At 42.9% G+C, this 19,507-nt stretch carries 17 protein-coding genes; 8 read left to right on the forward strand and 9 right to left on the reverse strand.

Going from position 1 to position 19,507, the window contains the following annotated elements; genetic code table 11:
* Positions 1-159: 159 nt before the first annotated feature.
* From PVK79_RS14480 to PVK79_RS14520, 9 genes are all read right to left on the reverse strand, one after another.
* Positions 160-1,319, reverse strand: a protein-coding gene (locus PVK79_RS14480; protein WP_257324972.1) for an IS3 family transposase whose coding sequence is annotated in 2 segments (ribosomal slippage) — positions 160-1,046 and positions 1,046-1,319 — 1,161 coding nt in all. Because the reading frame shifts where the segments join, the coding sequence is not laid out codon by codon here.
* 478 nt (positions 1,320-1,797) lie between these two features.
* Entirely contained in the window at positions 1,798-2,649 is an 852-nt protein-coding gene (locus PVK79_RS14485) for an HDOD domain-containing protein (RefSeq protein ID WP_257326064.1), read from the reverse strand.
* A 259-nt stretch (positions 2,650-2,908) separates the two neighbouring features.
* Positions 2,909-3,670: an SDR family oxidoreductase gene (locus PVK79_RS14490; protein WP_145233291.1), complete on the reverse strand. Its 762-nt coding sequence runs from the start codon at positions 3,668-3,670 to the stop codon at positions 2,909-2,911.
* Between the two features lie 3 nt (positions 3,671-3,673).
* Positions 3,674-4,564 carry a 3-hydroxyisobutyrate dehydrogenase gene (gene mmsB, locus PVK79_RS14495; RefSeq protein WP_182779054.1) on the reverse strand — a complete coding sequence of 297 codons (891 nt, stop codon included), beginning with the start codon at positions 4,562-4,564 and terminating at the stop codon, positions 3,674-3,676.
* A 4-nt stretch (positions 4,565-4,568) separates the two neighbouring features.
* The gene (locus tag PVK79_RS14500) at positions 4,569-5,714 is read right to left on the reverse strand and encodes an enoyl-CoA hydratase/isomerase family protein (RefSeq protein WP_257326065.1); all 1,146 of its coding nucleotides are present in this window, start codon (positions 5,712-5,714) and stop codon (positions 4,569-4,571) included.
* Positions 5,714-6,493 (reverse strand): enoyl-CoA hydratase, encoded by a 780-nt coding sequence (locus tag PVK79_RS14505; RefSeq protein ID WP_145233284.1) that lies wholly within the window; start codon positions 6,491-6,493, stop codon positions 5,714-5,716. The genes PVK79_RS14500 and PVK79_RS14505 overlap by 1 nt, the downstream gene beginning before the upstream one ends.
* 10 nt (positions 6,494-6,503) lie before the next feature.
* Positions 6,504-7,661: an acyl-CoA dehydrogenase family protein gene (locus PVK79_RS14510; RefSeq protein WP_145233281.1), complete on the reverse strand. Its 1,158-nt coding sequence runs from the start codon at positions 7,659-7,661 to the stop codon at positions 6,504-6,506.
* Positions 7,662-7,785: 124 nt separating this feature from the next.
* Positions 7,786-9,276: a CoA-acylating methylmalonate-semialdehyde dehydrogenase gene (locus PVK79_RS14515; protein WP_182779058.1), complete on the reverse strand. Its 1,491-nt coding sequence runs from the start codon at positions 9,274-9,276 to the stop codon at positions 7,786-7,788.
* A gap of 89 nt (positions 9,277-9,365) precedes the next feature.
* A complete protein-coding gene (locus tag PVK79_RS14520; protein ID WP_257326066.1) occupies positions 9,366-10,547 on the reverse strand; it encodes a thiolase family protein in 1,182 nt (393 codons plus the stop codon).
* A 328-nt stretch (positions 10,548-10,875) separates the two neighbouring features.
* Here PVK79_RS14520 and PVK79_RS14525 point away from each other — a divergent pair, with 328 nt between their 5' ends.
* The 8 genes from PVK79_RS14525 to PVK79_RS14560 all read left to right on the forward strand — a co-directional run bounded on the left by PVK79_RS14525 (position 10,876) and on the right by PVK79_RS14560 (position 19,260).
* A complete protein-coding gene (locus PVK79_RS14525; protein ID WP_257326067.1) occupies positions 10,876-11,310 on the forward strand; it encodes a MerR family transcriptional regulator in 435 nt (144 codons plus the stop codon).
* A 63-nt stretch (positions 11,311-11,373) separates the two neighbouring features.
* Positions 11,374-12,549 carry an isovaleryl-CoA dehydrogenase gene (locus PVK79_RS14530; protein ID WP_182730585.1) on the forward strand — a complete coding sequence of 392 codons (1,176 nt, stop codon included), beginning with the start codon at positions 11,374-11,376 and terminating at the stop codon, positions 12,547-12,549.
* Between the two features lie 11 nt (positions 12,550-12,560).
* Entirely contained in the window at positions 12,561-14,168 is a 1,608-nt protein-coding gene (locus PVK79_RS14535) for a carboxyl transferase domain-containing protein (RefSeq protein WP_149982463.1), read from the forward strand.
* Between the two features lie 10 nt (positions 14,169-14,178).
* Complete coding sequence (locus PVK79_RS14540; protein WP_145233273.1) at positions 14,179-14,949, forward strand: enoyl-CoA hydratase/isomerase family protein; 771 nt, start codon at positions 14,179-14,181, stop codon at positions 14,947-14,949.
* 8 nt (positions 14,950-14,957) lie between these two features.
* Positions 14,958-16,934: an acetyl-CoA carboxylase biotin carboxylase subunit gene (locus PVK79_RS14545; RefSeq protein ID WP_257326068.1), complete on the forward strand. Its 1,977-nt coding sequence runs from the start codon at positions 14,958-14,960 to the stop codon at positions 16,932-16,934.
* The gene (locus PVK79_RS14550) at positions 16,927-17,838 is read left to right on the forward strand and encodes a hydroxymethylglutaryl-CoA lyase (RefSeq protein WP_182759305.1); all 912 of its coding nucleotides are present in this window, start codon (positions 16,927-16,929) and stop codon (positions 17,836-17,838) included. Before PVK79_RS14545 ends, PVK79_RS14550 begins: the two co-directional genes overlap by 8 nt.
* A 54-nt stretch (positions 17,839-17,892) precedes the next feature.
* Positions 17,893-18,591 carry a CoA transferase subunit A gene (locus PVK79_RS14555; RefSeq protein WP_145233270.1) on the forward strand — a complete coding sequence of 233 codons (699 nt, stop codon included), beginning with the start codon at positions 17,893-17,895 and terminating at the stop codon, positions 18,589-18,591.
* A 12-nt stretch (positions 18,592-18,603) separates the two neighbouring features.
* Positions 18,604-19,260 (forward strand): 3-oxoacid CoA-transferase subunit B, encoded by a 657-nt coding sequence (locus PVK79_RS14560; protein ID WP_145233269.1) that lies wholly within the window; start codon positions 18,604-18,606, stop codon positions 19,258-19,260.
* Positions 19,261-19,507 lie beyond the last annotated feature (247 nt).

The following is a 19,507-nucleotide window of genomic DNA, read 5'->3' on the forward strand; positions in this document are numbered from 1 at the left end:
CTTCGCTCATTGGGAAAAAGCCTCGCTGCAACTTCGTTGCAAAGCGCTCGGTTTTTCCCGTTATTGTAAGCGTTATGTTTCTAATCCAAGGTTGGTAAAATTGATTCAAAATGGATATACCAGAATAGTGTGTAATGGTCAACAAATTCTGTAGAGATTCTAAGCGGCATTTTTTAATTCATTATATTTCTGATGTGGCGTCATATAATTAAGCGTAGAATGCCTACGTTTGTAATTGTAAAACTGAATATAACTGTCCACCTCACTTATAACTGAATGATGATTTATAAATGACAGGCGATTCAGTCGCTCTGTTTTTAAACTTCTAAAAAATCGCTCCATTACTGCATTATCCCAACAATTACCTCGACGACTCATACTTTGTGTTATAGTTAGTTGTGATAACCGAGCTCTAAACGAGGCCGCAGAATACTGACACCCTTGATCGGAATGAAACATCAGTTGATTAAAAACCGGCTGTTGACGCTTAATAGCATTATTCAATGCTGCTATAGCCAATTCAGCATTTGGGCTTGTTGATAAGGCATACCCTACAACTTCCCTCGTTGATAAATCTAACACACAGGCCAAGTAACTCCACCCTTGGTGATTCCTAATATAGGTAATATCACCGACCCAATGCGTGTTATGTGAATCAGGGTTAAACTCTCGTTTTAAGAGGTTCTGTGCGTACTTATGTTCATCACCTGAATTAGGGTAGTAATGTTTTTTCTTCGGCCTGATGGCTTTTATATTCAACTTTTTCATCAGTGCCGCTGTTTTATATATTCCAATCGTATGATTTAACGCATTCAATTCAACGTGCACTCTGCGTCTACCATACGTATAACCGGAATCGTCAGCGATAGATTCAATTAACGCCAGCAGTGCCTGCTCTGACTTATTTGGCGTGACTGGCGCATAGTAATAACTACTTGTACTGACTTCTAAAGCACGACACAACTCAGATACCGTATAGCTTGGGGTCGCTTTCTTCAACGCTTTAATTACTTTAAATTTTGATTGTCGCGAATGAAGAAAGCGGTGGCTTTTTTTAATATATCATTATCCCTTAAAGCGCGCTGTAGCTGCTTCTCTAGCAATTGAATACGTTGCTGCTCAGGTGTTAGTGCTTGTACATTTCCCGGGCTCTTACCATCTAGCTCAGATAGATATTGTTGCTTCCAACGTGATACTGCTGACTTTCCTGCGCCAGACATCTCTTCAATTTGCTTATTGGTATAACCTTCTTCTACCATTAATTTGGCATATTCAAGTTTTTGTTGTGCACTGAGTGTTACTTTTGATTTTCTGGTCATAGTGATACCTTTTTGGTTTAGCTCATTTTACGCTATAAACCTCTCCAGTTTCATTAGACCATTACAGTGTTATTATTTAAAGCAATGAAAAGCGTAAACGAAACCTAATCGGGTAGCCGGAGGTCTCTAACCTCCAGCCCCCACACCACCCATCATGCACTTTTTATTAACAGGAAGTGCATGATGGGTGTGTCATCTCCCGTGATGAATATTGATGCAAATATCTCTCAATGACACTAAACCTTGTGAATCTAAGTGATTGCCTAGCGCAATGTTAATTCCTTTTGTTTTCGAGCTTCAACGGTAAGCATATGGCTAACAACACCTAGTTTACTCAATGTTCCAAGGTAACAGCGGCTCAAGGTTATTAGGCTGCTCAGTAAGGTGCCCAAGCAAGTAGAAATATAGTGCTAAAAACTGGACTAACATTGGCACTAAACGATAGCTGAGGCGAAAGCTAAGAACCTTAATTAATTATTTATGAGCAACTGTTTAAAAAATCAATAACGTCCTCTTGTAAGTCACAATACTCATCATCATTCAAATGCAGTACATCTAAGACTTTTGATTCTATAATACCCCACTGTGGTATAGGCGAGCCTCGTCTGACCATAGTCACTAAGTTTTCAGACATTTTCAAAATAGCAAAGCAGATTTGTTCATCTGTATCTGTCACCTCAGCAAGAATAGCTGCATTGTGGTGGTTGAGGATTAACTGACATATCTCTTTTGGTAAATGCCAACTATTAGCAAAATAATAGCCAACAACTGCATGGTTTGTTTTATATAAACGCTCTTCAATCTCAATAATAGTTTCTTTGTCTGTTTGATTAGCGCAGTGCAAAGCGGTTAAATAATTATCATATTTTATTGCCATAGGAGGCACACCGCAATCATGAAAAAGCCCAAGCGTATACAAGGGCTCTATGGCTATTTGTTTTTTAATACGCTGACCTATCATCATGTTTACATTAGCAATCTCGGTTGAAGTATCCCAAAATCTTTCTAAACTAATACAGCTGTTATCGGTTGCAAACATTTCTTTTAATTTCAAGCCCTGTACAAGCGCATTGACTCCGTCCCAACCAAGAAACATCACAGCTTGTTTTATATCAGCCACAGTACGAGATAAGCCATAAGCAGGAGAATTTATTATTTTTAGTATTGCTGATGAAATTGCTAAATCTTTTACCACTACCTTAGCGGCATCAGCAATAGGCGCATCGCCAGTTGCTATTAAATTTTGTAACTCAGTTAATATTTCAGGTTTAGGAGGAATAATAAAATTTCTATTTATATCTTTCAGTATCTGTTCGTTTATCTCAATCATGTATGTTTGATCCCTGAAGGTGCTTATCATTATAAGAACAAATAGATAATTAATAGTAGAAGTTCATCGCAACTATGACAACTAAAATAGGAAGCGCTAGATGAATTACAGCTCAAATAGTTAAGCTATTACTGACAAACAAAAAGCACTGTATATACATACAGCACCATTTAAAATGCTACTTTATTAACCAATTAAGTTATAAAACAAAAACGGCAAGCCGAGGCTTGCCGTTTTATTACACTTAAAAAAGGTTTACTTACAAACGAATACCGCCGTCAATCTCAACCACGCGACCGGTGAAGAAGTCGTTTTCGATTATATACTGCGCTGTGTGCGCAATTTCATCCGCTTCACCAAAGCGCCCCACGGGTGTTACTGCTAGCATACGCTGCTTGGCTTCTGGTTTCATAGCATCAGTCATATTAGTACGAATAACGCCTGGTGCAATGGCACCTACACGAATACCAAAACGGCCAAGCTCTTTTGCCCAACCTGTAGTCATCGCTACCACACCCGCTTTCGACGCAGCGTAGTTAGTTTGACCAATGTTACCTGCACGAGCAACACTCGACATATTAACTATCACGCCACCTTTACCCGATTCAATCATATGACACGCAGCTTCACGCCCCGCTAAAAACACGCCGGTTAAGTTTACATCAATCACTGACTTAAATTGATCAAGCGCCATTTTAGCAACCACTTTGCCTTCTTTAGCTTTGATAAACATACCATCGCGTAAAATACCGGCATTATTTATCAATACACCAATATGACCAAAATCTGTATTGATGGTATTAAATGTATTTACCACCGCATCTTCATCAGTCACATTGGCAACATAGGCTTTTACAGTTACACCATGTTGGCTAAGCTCAGCAACTGCATCATCTAACAGCGCTTGTTGCATATCAATTAACGCAATATTAGCACCAAGCGACGCAAGTTTATGCGCCATTGCAAATCCTAAGCCTTGCGCGCCACCGGTGATCACCACGGTATTATTTTTAATTTCCACCTGTTACTCCTTCGAGAATAATTTAAATATGGCGCTAAAGTCTTCGCTGCCCGCACCTTGGTGTTGCAACATGGTATAAAGGTTTTTAGCCATTGACCCCATCGGGGTTACTGAATTACTTTGCTGCGCGGCTTCCATCGCAAGACCTAGGTCTTTAGCCATTAAGTCAACCATAAAGCCTGGTTTATAATCATTACTAGCAGGGGCTGTGTCCATCACACCTGGGCAAGGATTGTAAAGCTCAAGGGTCCAGTTACGACCAGAGCTGGCGGTCATAATGTCGCTCAGCACTTTTGCGTCAAGGCCATTATTTATACCCATTTGAATTGCTTCACTGGTTCCCGCCATAAGAATACTCAATAGCATGTTATTACAAATTTTTGCGACTTGTCCTGCGCCAATATCACCTGCATGAAAGATATTTTTACCCATATCAGCAAGCACCGGCTGGGCCTTAGCAAATTGCTCATCGCCACCACCGACGATAAAGGTCAGTGTACCTGCCGTTGCACCGGCAACACCACCGGATACCGGCGCGTCAACAAAGTCGATACCATGCTCACTAAGCTCAGCGCCTACGTCGCGTGCTGATGCTGCATCAATCGTTGAACAATCAATTACTAACGTTGACTTTGCTAAAATATTTACAAGTCCGGTATCACCTAAATAAAGTGACTTAACGTGCTTACTGGCCGGTAGCATGCTGATCAATACATCCACATCCGTTGCACAATGTTTAGCATCATCCGCGGCGATCGCGCCATTTTCAGCAAGTAGATTTACGACCGTTCGGTTTAAATCAAACACCTTAACCTGATGACCCGCTTTAACTAAGTTGGCAGCCATTGGGCCACCCATGTTACCTAAACCAATAAAACCAATAGAAAGTGACATAACATTATCCTTGTGTAAGTTGTTTTAGTGGATGTGAGTCGTGATCCCAACGTTGAACAAAAAAACTCTCGACTAATTCATCTGGGATCTGTTCAAGCGTTTTAAACTGCCAATTAGGCGCGCCGTCTTTATCAATCAGTAACGCACGAATACCTTCTTGAAACTCGCCGACTTCACCACAGCGAACCGACATACCCAGTTCCATTTGAAAACATTCGCCTAAACTTTTACCTTTTGAACTAGCAAGTTGACGCTCAACTAAGGCGCAACTGAGCGGGCAACCATGCTTTAATGCTTTTTGCGCTCGGGTAAGCCACGTATCGTCAGTTTCTAGATTTAAGATATAATTTACTTTATCGCGTAGATCAGTAAATTCACCCAATTTTTGAATGGTGGCTAAATGCGCCTTTACATTGCCTTTTGGCATACGCCCAGAAACATTATCAAGTTCGGTAAGTAAACTGGTTAGCTTCTCGTGATTCAATGAAGCCGTTTTACCCCACTTAATGCTGCACAATTGCTCAATCAGAGTGTCGTATTTATCCGCCTTGAGGTAGTGATCAGCTAATGCCACATACATTGCATCGTCACAATTAATAGACGCTGCAGTTAACCCCAAAAATAAGCCGACATGTTCAGGCATTTTATGTAGAAAATAACTGCCGCCTACATCTGGATATAAACCAATTGTTAGCTCAGGCATAGCTATACGTGAGTTCTCAGTTACCACACGATGACTTGCACCCGCCATTAAGCCTAAACCGCCGCCCATCACAATACCATTACCCCAAACAAGGATCGGTTTATCATAACAATGAATGAGGTGGTCAAGGCGATACTCGTGAGCAAAGTAATCTTCTATTAGATTTGCCGGTTCACCACTGTTCATAGCATTATGCAGGCTGACTACATCACCACCGGCACAAAATGCTTTATCCCCTGCCCCTTTAAGTATCACCATCGCAACATTACTGTCAGCCGCCCATGCGTTAAGTTGCGGCGCTAATAATTTGATCATCTCAAAATTAAGTGCATTTAACGATTTAGGGGAGTTGAGCGTGGCAAAACCAATGAGTGAGCCGTTTGCAGCGCTCGCAGTTTCAAACACCACGGGCGCATCTGGTGAATTTAATTGCGTTAACTCAATCATTAGCCATTCACCCAATTTGCTTTGCGTTTTTCTAGGAAGGCATTCACCCCTTCTTGTTGATCTTGTGTATCAAACAAACCAACAAATAACTCACGTTCAAGCGGTAATACATGCGCCATTGGCTGAGTGCGGCCCTTTTGGATCAGGGTTTTACAGGCACTAACAGCAACAGGACTTTGATCTGCCACTTGAGTAGCTAATTTAAGTGCCACAGCAAGACTTTCGCCTTGTGGTACCACTTCTTCAACTAAGCCGATTTGTAGGGCTTTATCTGCTTTTAGACGCTCACCACATAAGATCATACGTTTAGCCCAGCCTTCACCAACTAACCATGCTAGGTTTTGCGTGCCACCCGCACACGGTAGTAAACCTACTTTGGCTTCTGGTAGTGCCATTTGTGCTTGCTCTTCTGCAATGCGAATATCACATGCTAACGCTACTTCTAGACCACCACCCATGGCATAGCCATTGATCGCGGCAATGGATACACCTCGAAATGCAGTTAATGCTTCAAATGCGTCACCAAATACTTGCGACATAGTCGCTGCTACGCCTTTATCGCCACCAGCAAATACATTTAAATCAGCACCAGCACTGAAGAACTTTTCACCTTCACCGGTGATCACTAAGGAGTAAACATTTTTATTGTCATTGAGCTCATTTACCATATTTTTTAAGGCAATTAACGTGTCTTTAGTCCAGGTATTCGCTGGCGGATTAGACATGGTTAAAATCGCTACGTGACCTTCAATGGTTAACTCAATACTTGGGTTTGACATTTCGCGCTCCTTATAAAATATCGGCTGCTGATTCAGCTAAAATACGACGTGCAATAATCACCCGCATGATCTCGTTAGTACCTTCAAGAATTTGATGAACGCGCACATCACGAACGTGGCGCTCCAGTGGATATTCTTTGATATAACCATAACCACCATGAATTTGTAGTGCGTCATTACACACAGTAAAACCTACATCAGTGGCAAAACGCTTTGCCATGGCGCAATAAGTGGTTTTTTCGCTGTCATTATTATCAAGTTTAAAAGCCGCTAAACGCACCATTTGACGCGCCGCAACAAGCTCGGTATTCATATCGGCAATTTTAAATTGCAGCGCTTGAAAAGCAGCCAACGGTTTACCAAATTGTGTGCGTTCTTTTAAGTATTCACGGGCTGTTTCAAGTGCCGCTTGGGCAGTGCCAATTGAACAAGTTGCAATATTAATACGCCCGCCATCAAGGCCTTGCATTGCAAACTTAAAGCCTTCACCTTCTTGACCTAATAAATTATGAGCAGGTATGCGTACATCTTCAAAACTAATTAGTCGTGTTGGCTGCGCATTCCAGCCCATTTTTTCTTCTGCTTTACCGTATTCAACGCCTTTGGCATCAGCCGGTACTACAAACGCAGAAATACCCGCCGCACCTTCACCGCCAGTACGCGCCATAACTACTAACACTTCGGTCTCGCCTGCGCCTGAGATAAACATTTTTGAGCCATTGATCACGTAATCATCGCCATCACGAACCGCTTTTGTTTTCAATGAGGCTGCATCGGAGCCTGAACCAGGCTCTGTTAAACAATAAGAAGCTAGTAGCTCACCCATAACAAGTTGATCACAATATTGAGCTTTTGTTTGCTCAGTACCAAAACTTGCAATCATCCAGGTCGCCATATTGTGAATGGTCAACATTGCGGTTGTAGCTGTACAACCCATCGCCAACTGTTCAAAAATAATACTTGAATCTAAGCGCGACAGGCCTAAACCGCCTGCTTCCTCTGGCGTATACAAACCACAGAAACCCAGTTCACCTGCAGCTTTAATGGTATCTTTTGGAAAAATATGTTCGCGGTCCCATTTTGCTGCATAAGGAGCCAGTGCTGATTCTGCGAATTGACGAGCTGTTTGAGCAAATGCTTGCTGATCTTCTGTTAAATTAAAGTCCATTGGAGACCTCTTGTTTATAATTGCGTTGTCAAATTAGATATTCGTGAAGAGCAACGAAGGCAATATTGTGTGTGAAATAGCCTTCGTGCCCCTCTTTTTTATTATGTGGAGTAAGTTAAATTAGTTATTTAAGATTAATGCTCATGTTTGGACCAGAGGCAATCTCGTCTTCAAACCAACGTGAAGTAATTGTTTTGGTCTCAGTATAAAAACGAATACCTTGCTTACCGTACGTATGCGTATCGCCATAGAATGAACCTTTCCAACCGGTGAACGAAAAGAATGGCAGTGGCACAGGAATTGGTACGTTAATACCCACTTGACCGACTTCAATCTCATGTTGGAACTTACGCGCAACCGCACCACTTGAAGTGAATAACGACGTGCCATTACCAAATGGAGAATCATTTATAAGCGCGATTGCTTCATCAAGCGAATCAACAAACATACACGCCAGTACTGGGCCAAAAATTTCTTCTTTGTATAAATCCATCTCAGTGGTGACGTCAGTAAATAAGGTAGGTCCTACCCAGTTACCTTTTTCATAGCCTTCAACAGTAAAATCAGAGCCATCAATTAAACACGTTGCACCTTGCTCTTTACCTTGTGCAATCAGTGACAAAATACGCGCTTTGGCTGCGGTCGATGTTTGCGGACCATAGGCTGCATCTTTGTCATCCCACACACCCGGGCGCACATTGGCAAAACCGGCTTTGATGTCTTCAACCCAGTCTTTCGCTTGGCCAACAAACACCGCCACTGAAATACCCATACAACGCTGACCCGCAGCACCAACAGAGGCACCAACAAGGTTATTAACTACATGTGAGCGACTTGCATCAGGCATTATCACCATGTGGTTTTTAGCACCGACACAGGCTTGTACACGTTTTAAATTAGCAGTGCCTTTAGAGTAAATGTATTCACCTACGCCACACGAGCCAACAAACGAAATTGCACGTACTGCGGGATCTTCTAATAAGCGGTCAACTTGTACTTTAGTGCCATGAACAACTTGTAATACACCTGCTGGTGCGCCGGCTTCAATGAACAGTTCAGCGAGTCGCATTGGCGTCAGCGGATCTTGCTCAGAAGGTTTTAAAATAAAGGTGTTACCACAGACAATCGCCAGTGGGAACATCCATAGTGGGATCATCGCTGGGAAGTTAAACGGCGTAATACCCGCGCACACACCCAGTGGTTGCATGTATGAGTAAGTATCGATTTTACGGGCCACGTTTTCCATGGTTTCGCCCATCATTAAAGATGGCGCATTAGCTGCTTGCTCAACCACTTCAATACCACGCCAAACATCGCCTTTGGCATCTTCAAAGGTTTTGCCTAATTCATGGCAAATAATGGTGGCTAGTTCATCGTGGTGCTCTTTTAAAAGTGCTGCATACTTCATCATAATGCGCGCACGTTCAGTAATTGGCACATCTTTCCAGCTTTTAAAAGTGTCTTTGGCTGATGCGATAGCCGCATCCATTTCAGCGTCGGTAGCACACGGTACTTGTGCTAACACTTCTTGGTTTGCTGGATTAATAACGTCAATCAGTTGATCTGATGTTGATTGAACAAATTCGCCGTTGATCAGTAATGGTACTTGGTGCATAACGCACTCCTCCCCAGAGGGTAATAAATTAAGCCGCAGTAGTTATTGTTAAAAGAGCCTACGGCTGTAAGAGTTTAAATTTAACTAATTTATAGTGCTTCAACCGCCAGTGCGACCGCCTCGCCACCGCCAATACATAAAGACGCTACGCCTTTTTTCAGGCCACGATTTTTAAGAGCATGGATAAGTGTCACTAAAATACGTGCGCCGCTAGCACCAATTGGGTGGCCAAGTGCACAAGCACCACCATTAACATTCACTTTGCTGGCATCAAGTTTTAATTCATTAATCGCCAACATTGTTACCATGGCGAATGCTTCGTTAATTTCCCATAAGTCAACGTCGTCAGTTGTCCAGCCTGCTTTTGCAAGCAAAGTATTCATTGCGCCAACAGGAGCAAGAGTAAACTCACTTGGTTTTTGAGAATGGGTACTGTGCGCAACAATACGACACAGTGGCGTAAGCCCTTGTGCTTTGGCGTGCGATTCACTCATTAAAATAAGGGCTGCGCCACCGTCTGAAATTGACGATGAATTAGCCGCAGTGATGGTGCCGTCTTTTTTAAACGCAGCACGCAGACCGGGAATTTTTTCTGGGCGTGCATTACCTGGTTGCTCGTCAATGCTGATGGTTACATCGCCCTTACGAGAGCTAATAGTGTGCGGCGCAATTTCATTTATAAAATCGCCATTTGCAATCGCGGCATTGGCTTTGGTCAGTGAATTAAGTGCAAATTCATCCATTTGCTCGCGGCCAATACCGTATTCATCAGCCGTATCTTGAGCAAAACAGCCCATCGCTTTATTATCGTATGCGTCTTCTAGGCCATCACTCATCATGTGATCTTTAATTTCGCCATGGCCCATACGCATACCGCCACGCGCTTTAGGAATAAAGTATGGCGAGTTGGTCATGCTTTCCATGCCACCTGCAACCGCGCTGTTAATTGAACCGGCTTTAATTAAATCATGTGCAAGCATGGCGGCCTTTAAACCTGAACCACATACTTTGTTGATGGTCGTAGCGCCAGTACTGCGCGCAAGACCTGCTTTTAACATTGCTTGACGTGCTGGCGCTTGACCTAAACCTGCCGGTAATACACAGCCCATGATCACTTCATCAATAGCTGTATCGCTTAATCCGGTGTCAGCAAGCGCACTGGCAATGGCTGTTGCACCTAACTCAGTGGCGGCTGCATCACTAAGGGCTCCCATAAAACCACCCATTGGGGTGCGTTTTGCTGCTACAATAACAACGGCTTCGGTAGTCATAAAAAAGGCTCCATTTTATAATTGGCTATATTCATATGCAGAGATTAGCCAAACACTGTATTTATAATCTGCTTATGAGCATACATAATATTTACGTTTACGCCAACGTAAATCTAAAATCAAGGTTTTTGCGCCCAACAAAAGTGTAAACATATCTTTATTTTGCTGTAGCCTAATACAAACAGCGCCCCTGCAAGCTGCATTAATACAGGTTACACCTGCTATTTATGGCTTTAGGTTATTAGTCTAAAGTATAAGTTCTACAATCCACTTTACCTTTACGTAAACTTCACTTATATTGGAGTTATTCGAATGAGGTAAAAACACTATGAATCAAGATAATCAAGCAAACTTTGCAAGTTCAGCCGCCGAACCGGCAAGCAATGAACAAACCTTTAGTATCAGTGAACTGGCTAAAGAGTTTGATATAACCACCCGCTCAATTCGCTTTTACGAAGATCAGGGCTTAATTTCACCTGAGCGTAATGGCCAAACCCGTATTTATTCAAAACGCGATAAAGTGCGTTTAAAACTTATTTTACGTGGCAAGCGGTTAGGTTTTACCTTAGCTGAAACAGGCCGTTTGTTTGAACTTTATGATGCCGATAAATCCAGCGCTAAACAGTTAGTGACTATGCTTGACTTAATTTCAGATAAAAAAGCTGATCTAAGCCAACAAATGGATGACATTAAAGTTGTCTTGATGGAATTAGTAACCGCAGAGCGTCGTTGTCGCGACACCTTAAATCAATTAGATGAATAACTAGTTTTAAACAATAACGATTAAATGACTATTCATTAACAGTCTCTCACACAGGAATGAATCATGAGCACTATTTCACTATATAAAGAAATGAACTTTGGCCTTGGCGAAACCGCAGATATGATCCGCGATCATGTAAACAGTTTTGCTAGCCAAGAAATTGCCCCTTTAGCTGAAAAAACCGATCTTGATAATGCGTTTCCTAATCAGCTTTGGCCACAACTTGGCGAAATGGGTGTATTAGGTATGACCGTACCCGAAGAGCTCGGTGGTGCGGGTTTAGGTTATCTAGAGCACGTAATCGCAATGGAAGAAATTAGCCGAGCGAGTGCCTCTATCGGCCTAAGTTACGGTGCTCATTCTAACCTGTGTGTTAATCAAATTAATCGCAATGGCACGCAAGCACAAAAAGAAAAATACTTACCTAAATTAATTAGTGGTGAGCACATTGGTGCCCTTGCCATGAGTGAGCCTAACGCAGGCTCTGACGTAGTATCAATGAAACTTAAAGCCGAGAAAAAAGGCGATAAGTACATTTTAAACGGTAATAAAATGTGGATCACCAATGGTCCAGATGCGCATACTTTAGTGATCTATGCTAAAACTGATTTAACCGCTGGCGCTAAAGGCATCACCGCATTTATTGTTGAGAGTAATTTCCCTGGTTTTTCTACCGCCCAAAAACTCGACAAACTCGGGATGCGCGGCTCAAATACCTGTGAATTAGTGTTCGAAAACTGTGAAGTACCAGAAGAGAACATCCTTGGCAATTTAAACGAAGGCGTTAAGGTACTAATGAGTGGCCTTGATTATGAACGTGTTGTGCTAGCGGCAGGCCCGCTGGGTATCATGCAAGCCTGTATGGATATTGTTGTACCTTATATTCATGAACGTAAGCAGTTTGATACACCGATTGGTCAATTTCAGCTGATACAAGGCAAAGTAGCCGACATGTATACACAAATGAATGCAGCTCGCTCTTATGTATACACTGTTGCGCGTTCATGTGATCGCGGTGAAACGACCCGTAAAGATGCCGCAGGCGCAATTTTATATGCGGCAGAGCTGGCAACTAAAATGGCACTTGATGCTATTCAAATTCTCGGTGGTAACGGTTATATCAACGAATACGCCACTGGCCGCCTATTGCGTGACGCTAAGCTTTATGAAATTGGTGCCGGTACCTCGGAAATTCGTCGCATGCTAATTGGTCGCGAATTATTTACTGAAAGCCGTTAAGGATAAGCGCTATGACTATTTTAAAATCAAGCGTCAACCCTCACGACCCGCAGTTTTTGCAAAATCATAAAAATATGGCGGCACTGGTTGATGATTTACGCGATAAAGTAAGCGAGATCAGCCAAGGTGGTGGCGTAGCGTTAATAGAACGCCATGAAAGCCGTGGTAAAATGTTCGTGCGTGAACGCATTAGTACCTTACTTGACGAAGGTTCACCATTTTTAGAGATTTCACAATTTGCAGCCTTTGGTGTTTATGAGCAAGCGATTCCTTGTGCCGGTGTAGTTGCTGGTATTGGCCGTGTTAAAGGCGTTGAATGTATGATCATCGCCAATGATGCGACAGTTAAGGGCGGCACCTATTTTCCACTAACCGTTAAAAAACATTTACGCGCACAAGATATTGCCGAGCGGTGTCACCTACCGTGTATATATTTGGTTGATTCAGGTGGTGCCAACCTACCTGAGCAAGATGATGTATTTCCTGACAAACTGCACTTTGGTCGTATTTTTTATAATCAAGCGCGTATGTCGGGCAAAGGCATTCCACAAATTGCAGTCGTTATGGGTTTATGTACCGCAGGTGGCGCGTACGTGCCTGCAATGGCCGACGAAAGCATCATTGTAAAAGAGCAAGGCACAATATTTTTAGCCGGCCCACCGCTGGTAAAAGCGGCTACAGGTGAAGAGGTAACCGCAGAAGAACTTGGCGGCGCTGATGTCCACTGTAAAACATCAGGGGTTGCCGATCATTACGCTGAAAATGACGCTCATGCGTTATCAATTGCTCGCCAATGTATTGAACGAATTAATTATCAACGCCCTACTTCGCCAATATTAGAGCAAGTAAAAGCACCGCGTTATGATATTAACGAATTATACGGCATTGTTGGCACCGATCTTAAAAAGCCATTTGATGTTCGCGAAGTGATTGCACGTACCGTGGATGACTCTTCGTTTGATGAGTTTAAACGTTACTTTGGCGATACCTTAGTGACTGGGTTTGCGAAAATCTATGGTCATCCGGTTGGGATTGTTGCTAACAATGGCATTTTGTTTAGTGAGTCAGCTCAAAAAGGCGCGCACTTTATACAGCTGTGCGCACAACGAAATATTCCACTGGTGTTTTTACAAAATATTACCGGCTTTATGGTAGGTAAAAAATACGAAGCCGAAGGCATTGCTAAACACGGCGCTAAAATGGTGATGGCTGTTTCGTGTGCTGATGTTCCAAAATTTACCGTATTAATTGGCGGCTCTTATGGCGCAGGTAACTATGGCATGTGTGGTCGTGCGTTTGAACCGACTATGATGTGGATGTGGCCTAATGCGCGTATTTCTGTGATGGGCGGCGAACAAGCAGCAGGCGTTATGGCGCAAGTTAAACAAGATGGTTTAGCCCGTAAAGGCCAAAGCATGACTGATGAGCAAATAAGCGAGTTTAAACAGCCGATTATCGAGCAATACGAGCAACAAGGTCATCCATACTATGCCAGCGCCCGTTTGTGGGATGACGGTATCATCGATCCAGCAGATACCCGAAGTGTGCTAGGTTTAGCTCTCAGTGCTGCAGCCAATGCACCAAAACGTGATTCGCAATTCGGCGTATTTAGAATGTAAGGACGTGAGTATGTCAGTAACACTACAAATAACTAAATCAAATGTGGCTGTACTCGTTTTAAGTCGCCCTGAAAAGCGCAATGCCTTTAACGAGCAAGTGATCCAAGAACTTATTCAATGTATAGAGCATGCTAATAGCTTAAATGTACGCGCCCTTGTTTTAAAAACTGAGGGAGAGCATTTCTCTGCAGGGGCTGATCTTAATTGGATGAAGTCCATGGCAAACAATGACTTCAGTGAGAATCTTGCGGATTCAAAACAACTTGCCAAATTAATGCATGTATTAGCCAGCAGCCCACTGCCAACGGTATGTGCTGTGCAAGGCGCGGCATTTGGCGGCGCACTGGGCTTAATTGCCTGTTGTGACATAGCCATATGCCAAGACAATGCACAGTTTTGTTTAAGCGAAGTAAAACTTGGCCTCATTCCAGCTGTAATCAGCCCGTATGTGATCAGAGCCATTGGCGAGCGCGCTGCACGTCGTTATTTTTTAACCGCTGAGATTTTTGATGCCCACACAGCCAAGCAATTAGGCTTAATTCATCAAGTAACCGGTAAACTTGAATGCGCGCTTGATCAACTACTCGAAACACTGATCAACAACGGCCCTGTCGCGGTTCGCGCAGCAAAACAATTGATCAACGATGTAGCTGGCCATGATATTAATGAACAAATCATAAATTTAACCGCAGAGCGTATCGCCAAAATTCGCGTATCTGAAGAAGGTCAAGAAGGGTTATCTGCCTTTTTTGAAAAACGCCCACCAAATTGGCAAAAATAGGGATCACCATGAGCACACAATCATTACAAAAAATTCTTATTGCTAATCGCGGCGAAATTGCCTGTCGGGTTATGCGTACCGCAAAGCAAATGGGCTTAACCACTGTGGCGGTTTACTCTGATGCAGATAAAAATTCACAACATGTAAAACTCGCCGATGAAGCCTACCATATTGGCGCAGCGCCGAGTAAAGACTCCTATTTGGTAGCTGATAAAATTATCCAAGTAGCACTGGATGCAGGTGCTGATTGCATTCACCCTGGTTACGGCTTTTTATCTGAGAACAGTGAATTTGCAAAGGCCTGTGAAGCCAATAATATTGCGTTTATAGGCCCACCAGCGAGCAGTATCGAAGCAATGGGCTCAAAAACCCGCGCCAAAGAAATAATGGCAGCCGCGAATGTACCATTAGTACCTGGTTATTATGGTGACAAACAAGATCCTGCGTTTTTACAAGCTGAAGCTGAAAAAATTGGTTACCCAGTGCTTATCAAAGCAGCCTTTGGTGGCGGTGGTAAAGGCATGCGCGTGGTTGAACATGCAAAAGACTTTATCAGTGCTCTACAAGGTGCACAGCGTGAGGCAATCGCCGGTTTTGGTAACGACTTAGTACTACTTGAGCGCTATGTTAATAAACCACGCCATGTTGAAGTGCAAGTGTTTGCTGATAATCACGGTAACTGTGTGTACTTAGGTGATCGTGATTGTTCATTACAACGCCGCCATCAAAAGGTGATTGAAGAAGCCCCCGCGCCTGGTTTATCTGACGAACTACGCAAAGAAATGGGCGAAGCCGCAGTACGCTGTGCACTTGCGATCAATTACCGAGGTGCAGGCACGGTTGAGTTTTTACTGTGTGGCGATGAATTCTTCTTTATGGAAATGAACACCCGGCTGCAAGTTGAGCACCCTGTTACTGAAATGGTGACTGGTGTCGATTTAGTTAATTGGCAAATTAACGTCGCCGCAGGTAACCCATTACCCATGCAACAAAGTGATATCCAATTACAGGGCCACAGCTTTGAAGCGCGTATTTACGCCGAAGATCCAAGCAATGACTTTATTCCTTGCTCTGGTACCATCAATGGCTTGTATATACCAGTTCAATCTGAGTATGTACGCATTGATACTGGGATCATGCAAGGGGATGAGATCAGTCCATTTTACGATCCTATGATCGCTAAATTGATCGTTCATGATGACTCGCGCGAGCAAGCTTTAGCACGATTAAGCACAGCCCTTGAACAATTCCATTTAGCGGGCTTTAGTTGTAATGTGAGTTTTTTACACACCCTTGCTAACCATGCAACCTTTAAGCAAGGCGCTCCTGATACTCACTTTATTGAAGAGCAAGGCGATGCGTTGCTTAAAGTTGATCAACAACACGCTGTTAGCAGCCGCATTATAGCTGCATTTAGCTATTTAACTGGGCTTAATCGTCAAGGAACTCAGAACGCATGGGACAGTCTAGCTGGTTTTAAACTCAATGCAGAAGCAACAATTAAGGTGCCATTCGTTGATAATGCGATCACTGCCGCAGCTCATCAAGCGGGGTACACAGTCCGCATCGATGAGGTTGACTATACAACCTCTGGCAGTATCGACAATAACCTGTGTAGTGTATTTATCAATGGCAATAAAAATATCGCCCATGTGGTTACTGCAGACAATACCATCACAGTAATGTACAAAGCATTGCAAACTACCTTTGATATTTTTGATAAACACTATATCAGTGATCACGAAAGCGATGCCCTACCGCTTGCAGCACCACTTAATGGTACCGTTGTAAAACACCTTATTGACGTTGGCAGCACCATCACAAAAGGTGATGCTGTGGTGATCATCGAAGCAATGAAAATGGAATATACGCTCACCGCCCCCCATGATGGTGTATTGCAAAGCTATTGTTTTGCAGAAGGTGCTCTGGTGAGTCATGGTGCCCTATTAGCAATTGTCAGCGATGAGAGCGCAGCAGATGAATAGTACACTACCAAGTCATGTTCGCATTGTTGAAGTGGGTGCCCGTGATGGCTTACAAAACGAGCGTGCAGTAACTACTCAAGATAAGGTAACCTTAATTAACGCCCTTGCTGATGCAGGTATTAAAGACATTGAAGCAGGCGCATTTGTATCACCGAAATGGGTGCCACAAATGGCCGATTCCAGCGATGTGATCAGTGCGCTTGATTTACCTACGACTAATTTAACGGCACTTACGCCTAACTTAAAAGGTGCAGAAGCAGCCCATGCTGTGGGTATTAAAGAATTTGCTATTTTTACTGCTGCCAGTGAAGCCTTTTGTCAGAAGAATATTAACTGCTCAATTGACCAAAGCATAGCCCGCTTTACTGATGTAATGGCCTTTGCTAAATCACATAATATTCGTGTTCGTGGTTATGTTAGTTGTGTGCTTGGCTGCCCATACGAAGGCGATATCGATCCGCAGCGCGTACTACAAGTATGTCAAAAGTTATTAGACCTTGGTTGTTACGAAGTAAGCCTAGGTGACACTATTGGCGTAGGTACCGCAAAAAAGGTCGATGAGCTGTTGGACGTACTACTAGCTGAAATTGATAAGTCATTGTTAGCTGTTCATTTTCACGACACTTATGGTCAAGCGCTCACAAATATTTACACTGCCTTAAAGCGAGGTATAGCAACGGTTGACAGTGCAGTTGCAGGCCTTGGTGGCTGCCCTTATGCAAAGGGTGCGTCAGGAAATGTTGCCACTGAAGATGTAGTTTACTTACTACAAGGACTTGGCATAGAGCATGGAATTGATTTAGAAAGACTGGCTAAAGCTGGTTGGGCAATTTGCACGGCATTAAATAAACAACCTGTGAGCAAGGTATCCTTGGCACTTAAAAATCAAACTACTGATCAATAGTCTATATTTAGCCTTAAATTAGTAGTCATATAATTACAAATAAGGAGTGGGCCCATGGCCGGTTTCGATAAAGTGGTTTCAAGTTATGAAGCTGCAATGGAAGGCTTAAAAGATGGCGATACCATTATCGCTGGTGGTTTTGGTTTATGCGGTATCCCTGAGGGATTGATCAGCGAAATCAAACGTAAACAAACCAAAGAACTTACTGTGGTATCGAATAACTGCGGTGTAGATGATTTTGGTTTAGGTATTTTATTGCACGACAAGCAAATTAAAAAAATTATTGCCTCCTACGTGGGTGAAAATGCCCTATTCGAACAGCAATTGTTGAGCGGCGAGATTGATGTCGAGCTTACTCCGCAAGGTACGCTGGCTGAAAAAATGCGTGCCGGTGGTGCTGGCATTCCTGCTTTTTATACAGCGACAGGTTACGGTACGCCTGTGGCAGAAGGTAAAGATGTAAAAGAATTTAACGGACGCCCTTATATCTTAGAAGAATCAATCACTGGTGAGTTTGCCATTGTAAAAGCATGGAAAGCGGACCGTTATGGTAATTTAGTGTTTCGCCATACTGCCATGAACTTTAATCCAATGGCCGCAACAGCAGGTAAAATTACCGTTGCCGAAGTAGAAGAAATTGTTGAACCGGGTGAATTAGAACCAAGCCAAATTCACACCCCTGGTATTTTTGTTAATCGCGTGATCAAAGGTAACTTTGAAAAACGCATTGAACGTGTAACCACTCGCGATTAAGGAGCAATAATTATGGCATTATCACGTGAACAAGTCGCAATGCGCGTTGCACAAGAACTACAAGACGGTTATTACGTTAACCTCGGTATCGGTATTCCTACGTTAGTGGCAAACTACGTACCTGATAACATTGAAGTGATGTTACAGTCTGAAAATGGCTTACTAGGCATGGGGCAATACCCTACTAAAGCAGAGCTTGATGCAGATATGATAAACGCGGGTAAAGAAACCGTGACAGCAGCTAAAGGCGCAGCCATATTTAATAGTGCAGATAGTTTTGCAATGATCCGTGGAGGTCATGTAGACTTAACTGTTCTAGGTGCATTTGAAGTTGACCAAAACGGTAGTATCGCATCGTGGATGATCCCTAAAAAGTTGATCAAAGGCATGGGCGGCGCGATGGACCTTGTCGCTGGTGCAAAAAATATTATCGTTACTATGACCCATGCAAGTAAACATGGTGACTCGAAACTACTAGAAAGTTGCTCTTTACCTTTAACTGGTGTTAACTGTGTAAAGAAAATAGTGACAGATTTAGCCGTGTTAGAAGTCAAAGACGGCGCATTTCATCTTTTAGAACGCGCACCGGGCGTGTCAGTTGATGAAATTATTAGTAAAACAGCAGGTAAATTACTTGTTGATGGTGAAATCCCTGAGATGGTTTTTTAATTTAACGCTCAGGTTCACCCTGTACCGACCTCATTCCCAGTGCCAATGGCGCTGAGTTACCCAAAATCCCTCGCAAGAGGGATTTTTTTTACCCTATTGCTAGGTTGCACTATGTTATGGCAAAAAAACTGTTTGTGCCCCATAATTGTGAAAACCACCCGCTATCTGTAATGCATAAAAAGTAAAATAACTAACTATTTAGCTGTCAAACTCAGCTTTGTAGATTAAATAAACTTTTAAAGTGTGC

Source organism: Pseudoalteromonas rhizosphaerae (assembly GCF_028885455.1).
Taxonomy (GTDB): Bacteria; Pseudomonadota; Gammaproteobacteria; order Enterobacterales; family Alteromonadaceae; genus Pseudoalteromonas; species Pseudoalteromonas rhizosphaerae.